Source organism: Vibrio sp. IB15, from assembly GCF_016406055.1.
Lineage (GTDB): Bacteria > Pseudomonadota > Gammaproteobacteria > Enterobacterales > Vibrionaceae > Vibrio > Vibrio chagasii.
Genome location: NZ_JAEFCE010000024.1, coordinates 33,487 through 46,310, shown reverse-complemented (window position 1 = coordinate 46,310; position 12,824 = coordinate 33,487). Strand labels below are relative to the sequence as shown.

Below are 12,824 nucleotides of genomic sequence, written 5' to 3'. Positions count from 1 at the left end.
ATAGTTTTAAAGAGCCCCTATAACAGAGGCTCACATAGGATTAACGAACTTTCAGTGTCGCTAAACCAATCAGTACCAACACCATTGAGATGATCCAAAAGCGCACGATAACACGTGGTTCCGGCCAGCCTTTAAGCTCATAGTGGTGGTGAATCGGTGCCATACGGAAAATACGTTGGCCACGTAATTTGTAAGAGCCAACTTGCAGGATTACTGACAAGGTCTCCATTACAAACACACCCCCCATGATCACTAATACCAACTCTTGACGAACAAGTACCGCAATCACACCTAACGCACCACCCAGTGCTAAAGAGCCAACATCGCCCATGAATACTTGAGCTGGGTAAGTGTTGAACCATAGGAAACCAAGACCAGCACCAACGATAGCAGTACATACCACAACCAGTTCAGAGGTGTATGGGATGTATGGAATGTGTAGGTAGGCTGCGAAGTTAACGTTACCTGTCGCCCAAGCGATAACAGCAAAACCCGCTGCAACCATAACCGTTGGCATAATCGCCAAGCCATCAAGGCCGTCCGTTAGGTTTACGGCGTTACTGGTACCCACAATAACAAAGTAAGCTAGAACAATGTACAGTAAACCAAGTTGTGGCATCACATCTTTAAAGAAAGGCACCACTAATTGTGTTGCTGCAGTGTCTTGTCCGTGAGCGTACAGAGCAAACGCCACAACCAAAGCAATCGCCGACTGCCAGAAGTACTTCCAACGAGCAATCAGACCATCAGTGTTCTTACGAACAACTTTACGATAATCATCAACAAAACCAACTGCACCGTAACCGCCTAGCACGACAAGCACTGCCCAAACGTAAGGGTTTGATAAGTCAGCCCAAAGCAAGACTGTAATAATGATCGCAGCAAGGATCATCACACCACCCATAGTTGGTGTGCCACGCTTACTAAAGTGAGACTCTGGGCCGTCGTTACGAACAACTTGGCCAATTTGCAGCATTTGCAGACGCTCAATTAAACGAGGTCCCATCCACAGCGACAGACATAAAGCCGTCAAAATGCTCGCGATTGCACGAAACGATAAGTATTCGAACAAACGGAAAAAAGAAAAGTGTGGCTGTAGTAGCTCTGCAAGCCAAATTATCATGAAAAGTTCTCCTTTAAAGCAGCGGCTATTTTACTCATTCCTGCACTATTGGCGCCTTTTACCAACAAGGTTTGTGGCGCGTTATCTAGCAAGCTCAAGTGCTGCTCTATGTGCGCGATCATCGCTTCATGCGTTGCAAAGTGAGTGCCGTTACACACTTCACTAATCACCTTGGTATCATCACCGTAAGTGAGTATATGCTCAAAAGCGAATGGGGCAGCATATTCACCGACTTGACGGTGAAGTGCAAGGCTTTCATCACCTAATTCAGCCATATTGCCTAAAATCAACCAACGCTGACCTTTGAAGCTCGACAACAATTTAGCTGCCGCCTTCATTGCCGGTACGCTGGCGTTGTAACTGTCATCTATTAGCTTGATATTCTGACTTAATTGTTGAACCTCAACTCGGCCTTTAACTGAGATAAGATTCGCTAAACCGCTTTTAATTTCTGCAAGCGTGGCACCGAATTGAATGCTCAGTGCCGCTGCCGCTAATGCGTTTGCCACATTGTGCTGACCAATAATGCCAAGTTCGACATCAATGGCACCTTGCGGAGTCTGCATATCAAAGCAAGCTTCACCCTGCTCATTGATGCGAATATTCGTCGCAAAGTAATCTGCCGTGTCATTACTTTCAGAAAAGGTCAGTACGCTTTTATCTGCTAGCACATCCTTCCAGAAGTCACCACCATTGCTCTCTAGGTTAACAATAGCAGTATCACCAGCAGCAAGCCCCTGGAAAATTTCGCCTTTCGCTTGCTTCACACCATCAATAGAACCAAAACCTTCTAAGTGCGCCGCCGCGACATTGTTCACCAACGCAACCTGTGGTTTAACAAGCTGCGTGGTATAAGCAATTTCACCGATGTGATTGGCGCCTAGTTCGATCACTGCGTAGTCGTCGCTTGACTCACTACGTAGCAGGGTTAACGGTACCCCAATATCATTATTGAAGTTGCCTGCTGTAAACAGCACCTTGCCACGTTGCTGCAAAATGCTCGCAACCATCTCTTTTACAGTTGTCTTGCCGCAGCTGCCTGTAATCGCCATAGTTGGAACATTACATTGCTCGTGAATCCAAGCACTTAGCTGACCTAAAGCAAGTTTAGTGTCTTCAACAACAACTTGAGTAATATTTAGGTCAAGTTTTCGTTCGACTAATAACGCACTCGCATTGGCCTCAACAGCCTGACCGCAAAAATCATGCGCATCAAAACGTTCACCAACGAGAGCAACAAACAACGCACCTTCTTCAACAGTGCGAGTGTCGGTAGAAACCGCATTGATCAAACTATTGTTCGATTTGCCAGCCTCTATCAGCTGACCGTTCACCGCTGAGCAGATCTGCTCGAGTGATACATCAATCATTATGAAATACCTAAAAGTTGTAGCGCAGACTCTCGATCCGAATAGTGGATCGTTTTGTCTTTCAGTACTTGGTAATCCTCATGGCCTTTACCTGCCAGAAGAATAATGTCGTTATTACCCGCCTGCTCTAAAGCAAACTTAACCGCCTGATAGCGATCGTGTTCAACAAAGGCGGCTTCAGGCTCACTTAAGCCGGCCAGCATGTCTTTAACAATCAATGCAGGATCTTCGCTGCGAGGATTGTCATCTGAAATAATAATGTTGTCGGCGAACTGCTCTGCGGTCACCGCCATCATTGGACGCTTGCCAGTATCTCGATCACCACCACAGCCAAAGATTGCCCATAGCTTTCCTGAGCAGTGAACTCGTAGTGCTGCTAATGCTTTCTCTAGTGCGTCTGGTGTATGCGCGTAATCGACCACTACTTTTGCTTTGTTTGGTACTTGGAACAATTCCATGCGACCAATAACTGGTTGTAGTTGAGGTGCTGTGTCGATCAAGGTTTGCTTGTCGATGCCTAGCGAAAGTAGTGTCGCGAAAGCAACCAAGACATTTGATGCGTTGAACTGGCCAATTAAAGGAACAGATAGTTGTCCCTGCCCCCAGCTACCATCAAAAGCGAGTTTGATACCTGTCTCTGCATAAGCCACATCCGATGCCCATACTGACTGCTGGTAACCAGATAACGGAAGTAATGAAACGGCTACTGCATTGGACAGATCTGCCATCCAAGCTTTGCCAACTTCATCGTCCACATTAATCACAGCGTGCTTACACTTATGCTGAGTAAACAAGCTCTTCTTAGCCAGTGCGTACTCTTCCATCGTACCGTGGTAATCCAAGTGGTCACGGCTCAAGTTAGTAAATACACCAACCTCAAAGTCCAACGCCTTAACTCGGCCTTGAACCAAACCATGAGAAGAGATTTCCATCGCGGTGTAGACGGCGTTTTCTTCAGCCAACTCACTCAGTGTACGTTGTATTTCAATCGCACTACCGGTCGTATTAGCCGCCGTTTTAAGGTTATCTAGAAAGCCATTACCCGTTGTGCCCATTACCGCAGAGCGTTGGCCGACTAGGTCTAGCCACTGAGCAATCAATTGAGTGATGGTGGTTTTTCCATTGGTGCCAGTAACGCCAATAAGCTTGGTTGCTTGAGAAGAGTAAATACGACCCGCCAGTTCTGAGAGGATTACATTCAGCTCAGATACATAAATCACCGGCACTGCATCTAACCATTCAACCGAGCCGTGCACTTTGTCATCGCTGGCTTGTGCAATCACCGCCTTTGCGCCCTGAGCAACGGCTTTGTCGATAAAACGACGACCATCGACAGCATGCCCTACAATGGCAACAAAGATATCACCGTCCTTGATGGCACGACTGTCTAGCTCCAATTGCTCAACCGCAATCGACGCTAACTCGGGAGCACTAAAATCTCCCCAAGGAGAAAGTAAAGATGGCAGCGTGAGGCTATTACTCATATTGAATCCTGATTAGCTCTATTCTTGAAACTTGTTTTCATCAGCAGGGACATTCAGAATTTGCAGTGCGCCCTTCATGATTTCAGAAAAAACAGGGGCTGCAACCGAGCCACCATAGTAGAGGTCACCTTGAGGTTCATTGATCATCACAACCAAAGAGACTCTTGGATCACTCACCGGAGCAACACCAGCGGTATAGGCGAAGTACTCGTCTCCATAACCACCGGAAATCGCTTTTCTAGATGTACCTGTTTTTGCTGCTACTCGGTAACCCGGCACGGCAGCTCTTGTCGCTGTACCGCCCTTTTGGGTTACGCCTTCTAGCATGTTCAAAACCAACTCAGCATTTTCGCGCTTGATGATCTGTTTTGAGAAATCTTGGTCGTTGCTTTTGACGATATGAATAGGTTCGTAAACACCATGATTCGCTAACGTCGCATAGGCATGAGCCAATTGAAGTGGAGTAATCGCTAGACCATAACCAAAGGATAAGGTCGCAATTTCAAACTTAGACCAACGTCGACGGTTCGGGAAAATACCGGCAGTTTCACCGACTAGGTTCAGCCCAGACATCTCACCAAGACCAACAGAACTGTACATACCCAGTAGCGCTTCAAGCGGCATATCCAGGGCTAATTTCGCCACACCGATGTTACTCGATTTCTTAAGGATTAACGCCAAGTCTGCCTTACCAACTTTGGAAGTATCACGTACACGGCTACCACCGATTTGCATGATACCGTTCCCCGTATCAATCACAGTATCAGCATCTGCCGTGCCATTTTCGAGAGCGGCTAGCACGACAAAAGGCTTAACCGTCGAACCTGGTTCAAAAGCATCGGTGATCACGCGGTTACGCATCTTAAAGCTTTGTAAGTCAGCACGATTGTTTGGGTTGTAAGACGGCGCGTTGACCATGGCCAAAACCGCCCCCGTTTTTACGTCTAATAAGATAGCAGAGCCAGACGTCGCTTTGTGATCGGCTACCGCCTGTTTAATCGCTCGATAAGCGATAGCTTGTAAGCGCTGATCGATGGTTAATTCGAGTGGTTTACCTTCTTCACGCTCTTCTAGTGCAATGTTTTCAACCACTCGCCCGTATCGGTCTTTACGGATTGTACGTTTACCAGCTTCACCCGTTAGCCACTTATCGTAGCTGCGCTCGACACCTTCTAGACCGTGTCCATCAATTCCGGTCACACCTATCAGATGCGCGCTGACTTCACCGGCTGGGTAATAACGACGAGATTCAGCTTTAAGACCAATACCCACCAACTTTAAGTCGCGGATGTATTTCGCCATTGCTGGGCTAACTTGTCTTTGTAGGTAGATAAAACGACGAGATTTGTCGCTGGAGATTTTGTTGATCATCGATTGTCGATCTAAGCCGAGTACATCAGCTAGCGCATACCAACGATCAATTTGGGCCATGCCATTTTTATCGAAGATGGTTTTCGGGTCAGCCCATACCGCCTCAACAGGCACACTGACGGCAAGTGGTTCGCCATTGCGGTCTGAAATAATCCCGCGGGCAGAAGGAATAGCCTTAACACGTACAGAACGAAGGTCGCCCTGACGAATTAAGTTATCTGGTTCAATAACTTGGATGTAAGCCACACGACCTACTAGTACAGAAAAGGCAACCAACACAAAAGCAATAACGACGTTGAAACGCCATTTAATCAGAATTGGATCCGAGTCCTTTTCGCTCTTCACTCGCTCTTTCGTTGGTTTCTTAACGGCTTTCGCGGGTGCTTTTTCCTTTTTTCCGGTCATTTCAGTGTGATCACAACTTCTTTGTCGGAGTCTGGACGTTTCATGTCTAGCTCTCGTTTTGCCGATGCTTGAACGCGACTATGTTCAGCCAGAGCCGTCTCTTCAAGCATTAAATTTCGCCATTCATTATCAAGCTGTTCACGCTCACTCAATGCCATGTCTTTTTGCGTGATTGCCTGACGTGACATGTGTGTCGTGAGAACGACCCCCATCGCGCTCGCGAAGATACAGATAAGCAGCACCAATGGGACTTTACCCACGGAGAGCAAATCAAAAAATATTATCTTGGCTAAGTTCGGCTTGGAGGTCTTCATTGACTATAGCTTTTCTGCGATTCGTAATACTGAGCTACGTGAACGAGTGTTCTCATCCACTTCGCCTTTCGATGGTTTGATCGCTTTACCGACAGGCTTAAGATCAGCACTGCCTAGTGCTTTGATCTGCTCTTCCGTTAACGGAAGGCCGTGAGGTACTTGCGGGCCTTGGCTCTCTTTACGAATAAAGCGCTTCACCATACGGTCTTCAAGTGAGTGGAAGCTAATAACAGACAGGCGACCTTCTGGAGCAAGAATGCTTGCTGCGCCTTTTAGTGCCGTATCGATCTCTTCCAGTTCACTGTTAATGTAGATACGGAATGCTTGGAAAGCACGCGTTGCTGGGTGCTTTTTCTCTTTGAAGCTTTTTGGTGCTACATCAGAGATAAGCTTAGCTAACTGACCAGTGCGAGTTAGCGGCTCATTCTCTTCGTTTTCTTGATAAGCAATGATGCCTTTCGCGATACGACGAGCGTGCTTGTCTTCACCGAACTCACGAATCACCCAAGTGATGTCATCAAGATCCGCTTCTAGTAACCACTTAGATACAGGAATGCCCGAAGTTGGGTCCATACGCATATCCAGCGGGCCATCTTTCATGAAACTGAAGCCACGTTCAGCGTCATCAAGTTGTGGTGAAGAAACGCCTAAATCCAGCAGAACACCGTCAACCTTACCCACTAAATCATAACGCTCTGCGTATTCAGCCATGCCTGAGAATGGACCGTGGATGATAGTAAAGCGAGGATCATCAATTTTTTGTGCTTCTGCAATCGCTTGTGGATCGCGGTCGATACTAAATAGTCGTCCATTCTCGCCCAGTTTAGACAGGATTGTACGGCTGTGACCACCACGGCCAAAAGTACCATCGATGTAGGTACCGTCAGGTTTGATCGCAAGTCCGTCAATAGATTCGTTAAGCAATACTGAAATATGTTTGAATGCTTCTGTCATAGTCTTCTCAGTGAGTGGATTGAGCCATTAGTTCGGCAATAATTTGTTCTGTTAACGTTTTAGTGTACTGATTTCACGCTGTATCTCCACCATATTGTGTACAGGCTTTGGGAATTTTTGACCCAAGCTCATACCAAGATGACGGATTTTAAGGAAATCTAAATAATTTACGTCAATATAAAGCAAAAAACCCATCACTACCGTTAAGTAATGATGGGTTCTTAAAATGGGTGGAGTTGACACATACGCCGGGTTCTGTTCCGCTTGCGCGGCGGTAACCATTCGTCTAGGCCTGCAATCGCTCACAGGCTCAAGCAATCTACCCGCCCCCATACGCGAGCAACGCAATGTGAGGGCCTATTTGATCTTGCTCCGGGTGGAGTTTACCTTGCTACGAACTGTTACCAGTCGCACGGTGCGCTCTTACCGCACCCTTTCAGCCTTACCTGTGCCCCTTCCGAAGAAATGAGGCCATCGGCGGTCTTCTCTCTGCTGCACTTGTCGTGGGCTCGCGCCCCCCAGACGTTATCTGGCACCCTGCTCTATGGAGCCCGGACGTTCCTCCCCTCTGCCAGTCTCCCGAAGGACATCAGCAAAGCAGCGATTACCCGTTCAACTCCGAGGGCGGATTGTATAGAGATTCGTGTGCAGTGTCTAGCGAGATCACAAATATGGTGTAAACCAATGATTAACTGATGGGGAATTGACCTAGAGAACGGATGCGAGTGGCGAGATTCGAGATTCGAGATGAAAAAAGAGCTAAGAACTAGAAGCGGATTAGAGTGCTGTGATAAGAGATACAGATAAAAGAGGCTCATTGCGGGCTCTTTTATCTGTATCAGCGTTAAATCACTACAGAAGCATTAGCCATCCAAGTGCTCTAGGCCCCATTTGTACAGCGCATTCTTTTTCAGGTTGTAGATTTCTGCTGTCATTGCGGCCGCTTTTTTAAGAGGTAGTTCTTTGGTCAGAATACCCAACGTACGAGTCGCTTCATCTGGTAATTCAGTGCTCGCTTCTTCACGATGACCATGAATCAGTAATACCATCTCGCCACGCTTACGGTTCGCGTCCTCTTCAATCCATTCAATCAGCTCACCAAGAGGCAGGCCCTGAATGGTTTCGAAAGTCTTAGTTAGCTCACGCGCCAATACAACTTCACGGTCAGGGCCTAAAATCTCAAGCATATCTTGCAAAGAGTCAGAAATACGGTGCGGTGATTCGTAGAAGATGCACGTGCGCTCAGCTTTCGCGATCTCTAGGAACTTATCTTTACGACCTTTACTCTTAGGCGGCAAGAAGCCTTCAAAGCTGAAACGATCCGATGGTAAACCTGACGCACTTAACGCGGTAATCACAGCACAAGCGCCAGGAAGTGGCACAACTCTCACACCCGCTTGACGACATTGTGATACAAGATGGTAACCTGGATCACTGATTAAAGGTGTACCCGCATCAGAGACTAATGCGATAGACTGACCTTCTAATAGCTTTTCGACTAGAACTTGAGCTTTAGTTTGTTCATTATGATCATGTAAAGCGAACGTTCTGGTTGATATATTGAAGTGAGCAAGCAGCTTACCCGTGTGGCGTGTGTCTTCGGCTGCAATAACATCGACACTTGATAAGATTTCAATTGCTCTTTGAGTGATATCTCCCAAATTTCCGATTGGGGTTGGCACAATGTAGAGAGTTGGGCTCTCTGTGAGCAAGGTTTTGTTATCTGTCATTTGTTTACCATCACTTCAACGATTAATATAGATACAAATTTATACGGAATTTAAAGAACTCATGGCAACGATGAACCATAAGAGACTCAGTGTACCACGCTTACTAACTCCAATTGCATTAGCAATTACATTGGCGGCTTGTTCTTCAGGTCCACAAGCACCAACAAGCGTAGATATTACACTAGATCCAGTGCAATCCACTGAAAGTTACATGATGCAAGCGGACAGTAGCAAAGGAAGCCTACAAAACGACTGGTTGATCATGGCGCTTAAAGCTTCTGTGCAAGCTGGTAAAACCGACCAAGCGACACTGCTTATCAAACGCTTAGCAAAACAAGAGCTCACTGAAGTTCAGCAAGCAGAATGGCAACTCGCTCGAGCTCAACTGTTAGTGAATAACTCACAGCCGGATCAAGCGTACAGCCAACTAAACTTTCAGCCTTGGTGGAAACTGCCAAACGAGCAGTGGAAAGATTACCACGAGCTACGCGCGAATATTTCAGAGATGCGAAGCGAGTATTTCGAGGCGAGCCGTGAACTTGTTCTTTATTCTGAGTACGCAGAAGATAACGACGAGATCCAGCAGCAAGCTGCAGATCGAATTTGGCACAATCTAAATAGCTACTCTCAATATGAGATTCTGGAACTGAAAACGTCACCGACGGAAGACGTTTTAGCCGGTTGGTTACAACTCGCTATTTACATGAAGACACTCAACTCGAACCTGCCAAACCTACAGGAAACCCTGTCTGATTGGTTAGCCGAGAATCCTCAGCATCCTGCTGCTACTTATACACCGCAAGCGATCACGGACATCTTAGCCTTAGAGATCAGCAAGCCAACCAGCACTGCATTGCTACTACCGCTAACGGGTAAATATGGTAAGCAAGCACAACTGGTACGTGATGGTTTCATCTTTGCGATGATGAATGACAAAGAGCGCGAAGAAGATGCAACGCTGACGGTTATGGACACCAATGTTCAAAGTGCCGCTGAAATTAAAGCGACACTTGAAGAGAACAATGTTGATTTCATCGTTGGCCCGCTGATTAAGAGCAACATCACTAAGCTTCAGCAAGCGCAGAAAAATCACGAGAACTCGATTCCAGCTTTAGCTCTGAATATTCCAACTCAGCTAGAACCTGACACCAATATTTGTTACCTCGCTCTATCTCCTGAGCAAGAGGTTGCTCAAGCAGCGAAACACCTGTTTTCTCAAGGCTACAAATACCCACTGATTCTGGCTCCGAAGGGACGCCTTGGTGATCGTGTTGAGCAAGCGTTTAAAGAAGAGTGGAAGAAATACAGCAATAACGATGTGGCAATCAGCTTCTTCTCGGACAAACGCCAACTTCAACGCAACGTGAATCAAGTATTCGGTCTACAAGAGAGCCAACAACGCATCGCGCAAATGGATAACCTACTTGATCTAGACCTAGAAACCGAGCCACGCAGTCGTCGTGATATCGATTCTGTCTACATCGTGGCGAAGAACTCCGAGCTAACGCTGATCAAGCCTTTCATTGAAGTTGCGATCAACCCAGATGCTAGCCAGCCTGCTCTGTTCTCTAACTCACGCAGTAATAGCGGCGACAAGCAGTATGAGGACCTAACAGGTGTATTCTACAGCGATATCCCACTGCTAGTTGAAAACAAAGGTGAGCTGAACAAAGAGCTTAACGAACTATGGCCAGCACATTCAAACGGCCAGAAACGTCTACAAGCGCTAGGTATGGATGCATACTACCTAATGGATGCGCTACCACAGATGAAAGCCGTACAGGGTTACAGTATTCCGGGTGAAACTGGTGTGTTAACCATCGACAACAACTGCGTTGTACAACGTGAAATCAGCTGGGCAGAGCATGGGGCTTTTTAGCCGAACGTTCTTGTCCAAAGCAAAGGTCACCCATAAACAAGTGGGTGATCAATACGAGGCCGTGGCAAAGGCCTATTTGACCCGCCACGGTTTATCGTTAATTCAACAAAACTTCATAGCAAAATGTGGCGAGATTGATCTTATAATGCGCCATAACAATACGATTGTGTTTGCCGAGGTAAAATACCGTAAGCAAACTCGCTACGGACATGCCGCTGAGATGGTGACAGCGAAGAAGTCACAAAGGCTACTCAAAACAGCCCAAGTGTGGCTGATGCAGCAAGGCTTGTCGGTACATTCCACAGATTTCAGGTTTGATATCATTGCCATTGAAGGGCCAGATGATCATATCAACTGGATTCAAAACGCGATTACCCAAGGATAAACATGCTAGACAGCATTAAAGAAAGTTTTACAGAAAGTATTCAAATCCAAATTGCGGCTGCAGAAGCACTACCAGATGCAATCACGCACGCCGCTCAAGCTATGGTTGCTACCTTGCTCAACGGAAACAAAATCCTATGTTGTGGTAATGGTGGATCCGCATCAAACGCTCAGCAATTTGTATCATGCCTACTTAACCGTTTTGAAACCGAGCGCCCTAGCCTACCAGCAATGGCCCTTACCGCTGATAACACCACGCTTACTGCGGTTGCAAACGACTACCACTACGAAGAGATCTTCTCTAAACAGGTGCGTGCGTTTGGTCAAACGGGTGATATTTTACTGGCTATCTCGACTAGCGGTAACAGCAAGAACATCATTAAAGCGATGGAAGCAGCGGTAACTCGTGACATGACTATCATCGCCTTTACCGGTAAAGATGGTGGTGAAATGGCAGGTTTGCTTGGTGAGCACGATGTAGAAATTCGTATCCCGTCACACCGCACAGCGCGCATTCATGAAGTGCACATGGTGACACTACACTGCCTATGTGACCTAATCGATCAAGTACTCTTCCCTGCTCACGAAGAGTGATATACGGAGCATCACAATGAAATCATTTACCTCTAAGACGCTATTGAAGCTGATTAGTGTTTCGCTACTTACACTATCTTTGTCTGGTTGTGCTGGCATTTTCATTGCTGGTGCAGCAACCACTGCAAACATTGTCACTGACACGCGAACCACTAAAGAGATTTGGAACGACAACAATATCGAATTTGAAGTCGCAGCCATCACTAACAAACAGCCATACCGTGGTAGCGTTCGTGTCACAGCAAGCTCTTATCGCGGCTCGGTGGTATTAATGGGCCAAGCAACAACAGATGCTGAACGCCGCTCTTTTGAGAGCCAAGCGAAAGATGTACCTGGCGTCGACACGATTCACAATCAGATTCGCGTGAAAGAGCCTCTCTCTGTTAGCGCTATCAGCAAAGACAGCTGGATTACCACGAAAGTGAAATCGGCTCTGCTCGCTAATTCTGAGCTGAACGGCATCAAGGTGAAAGTCATCACTGAAGATTCAGAAGTATTCTTACTGGGCTTAGTATCTCGTGAACACGCAGATATCGCGACGGAAGTTGCACGCAACATTTCCGGTGTGAAGCAGGTAATCCGAGCATTTGAATATGGTGAAGAAGAGACAGCCGTTAACTAGCGATTAAGCTAAAACTGCAAAGAAATCAGCAGGTAACAGAAAAGAAAAAAGCAGCGATGAGTCGCTGCTTTTTATTGAGTCGTTACTTATAACTAACGTTATTTGATAACACGAAGGCTTGGACGACCTTTCGCCGGGCGAGGTGGCTCAGGATCTGAGTCTGGCTCTTCAGCTTCTGGTTCCGCCGTTGCAACACTCAAAGATGGGCCTTTTTCTGGCTCTTCGAAAGGACTTTCTTCTATCCCTTCTTCGAACGATTCCATGTAAGCCTCTTCAGGTTCAAACATGGTACCTGCACCATTCTCACGAGCGTAAATCGCTTGTACAGCATAAAGTGGAACGATCACAGAGTGAGGACGACCACTAAAACGAGCGCTAAACGTCACAGCTTCGTTACCCAGCTCAAGTTGTCCAACTGCACGAGGTGCGATGTTCAGAATGATCTGACCGTCTTGAACAAACTCTTCTGGAACTCGCACGCCTGGTAGTGTTGCTTCAACTACAAGGTGTGGAGTCAATTCGTTATCAACCAGCCAATCATAGAATGCACGAAGCATGTATGGTCGGCGTGGTGTCATATTTGAGATATCCATA

General features: G+C 46.7%; 12 protein-coding genes and 1 other RNA gene. 4 read left to right on the top strand and 9 right to left on the bottom strand.

The features are described 5' to 3' along the window. Positions 1-40: 40 nt before the first annotated feature. From mraY to rsmI, 8 genes are all read right to left on the bottom strand, one after another. A complete protein-coding gene (gene mraY, locus JC606_RS11185; protein ID WP_198778602.1) occupies positions 41-1,123 on the bottom strand; it encodes a phospho-N-acetylmuramoyl-pentapeptide-transferase in 1,083 nt (360 codons plus the stop codon). Further along, the gene (locus JC606_RS11180) at positions 1,120-2,493 is read right to left on the bottom strand and encodes a UDP-N-acetylmuramoyl-tripeptide--D-alanyl-D-alanine ligase (protein WP_137407867.1); all 1,374 of its coding nucleotides are present in this window, start codon (positions 2,491-2,493) and stop codon (positions 1,120-1,122) included. Before JC606_RS11180 ends, mraY begins: the two co-directional genes overlap by 4 nt. Further along, positions 2,493-3,977 (bottom strand): UDP-N-acetylmuramoyl-L-alanyl-D-glutamate--2,6-diaminopimelate ligase, encoded by a 1,485-nt coding sequence (murE, locus tag JC606_RS11175; RefSeq protein WP_198778601.1) that lies wholly within the window; start codon positions 3,975-3,977, stop codon positions 2,493-2,495. The genes JC606_RS11180 and murE overlap by 1 nt, the downstream gene beginning before the upstream one ends. Before the next feature lie 18 nt (positions 3,978-3,995). Next, a complete protein-coding gene (locus JC606_RS11170) occupies positions 3,996-5,753 on the bottom strand; it encodes a peptidoglycan glycosyltransferase FtsI (protein ID WP_008223684.1) in 1,758 nt (585 codons plus the stop codon). Further along, complete coding sequence (ftsL, locus tag JC606_RS11165) at positions 5,750-6,067, bottom strand: cell division protein FtsL (protein WP_102423063.1); 318 nt, start codon at positions 6,065-6,067, stop codon at positions 5,750-5,752. Before ftsL ends, JC606_RS11170 begins: the two co-directional genes overlap by 4 nt. A gap of 3 nt (positions 6,068-6,070) precedes the next feature. Next, a complete protein-coding gene (rsmH, locus tag JC606_RS11160) occupies positions 6,071-7,021 on the bottom strand; it encodes a 16S rRNA (cytosine(1402)-N(4))-methyltransferase RsmH (RefSeq protein ID WP_198778600.1) in 951 nt (316 codons plus the stop codon). 228 nt (positions 7,022-7,249) lie between these two features. After that, an RNA gene (rnpB, locus tag JC606_RS11155) (RNase P RNA component class A) lies at positions 7,250-7,641 on the bottom strand. Positions 7,642-7,884: 243 nt separating this feature from the next. After that, entirely contained in the window at positions 7,885-8,751 is an 867-nt protein-coding gene (rsmI, locus tag JC606_RS11150) for a 16S rRNA (cytidine(1402)-2'-O)-methyltransferase (protein WP_008223677.1), read from the bottom strand. A 61-nt stretch (positions 8,752-8,812) separates the two neighbouring features. Here rsmI and JC606_RS11145 point away from each other — a divergent pair, with 61 nt between their 5' ends. The 4 genes from JC606_RS11145 to JC606_RS11130 are packed head-to-tail and all read left to right on the top strand — an operon-like array spanning position 8,813 to position 12,230. Continuing rightward, the gene (locus JC606_RS11145) at positions 8,813-10,630 is read left to right on the top strand and encodes a penicillin-binding protein activator (RefSeq protein WP_198778599.1); all 1,818 of its coding nucleotides are present in this window, start codon (positions 8,813-8,815) and stop codon (positions 10,628-10,630) included. Beyond that, complete coding sequence (locus JC606_RS11140; protein ID WP_102423064.1) at positions 10,617-11,015, top strand: YraN family protein; 399 nt, start codon at positions 10,617-10,619, stop codon at positions 11,013-11,015. Before JC606_RS11145 ends, JC606_RS11140 begins: the two co-directional genes overlap by 14 nt. 2 nt (positions 11,016-11,017) lie before the next feature. Next, positions 11,018-11,608: a phosphoheptose isomerase gene (locus tag JC606_RS11135; protein ID WP_004729817.1), complete on the top strand. Its 591-nt coding sequence runs from the start codon at positions 11,018-11,020 to the stop codon at positions 11,606-11,608. 16 nt (positions 11,609-11,624) lie between these two features. After that, positions 11,625-12,230: a BON domain-containing protein gene (locus tag JC606_RS11130; protein WP_061033385.1), complete on the top strand. Its 606-nt coding sequence runs from the start codon at positions 11,625-11,627 to the stop codon at positions 12,228-12,230. A gap of 98 nt (positions 12,231-12,328) precedes the next feature. Here the strand turns inward: JC606_RS11130 and sspB are convergent, their stop codons facing one another. Beyond that, positions 12,329-12,823: a ClpXP protease specificity-enhancing factor gene (gene sspB, locus JC606_RS11125; protein ID WP_170222453.1), complete on the bottom strand. Its 495-nt coding sequence runs from the start codon at positions 12,821-12,823 to the stop codon at positions 12,329-12,331. Position 12,824 lies beyond the last annotated feature (1 nt).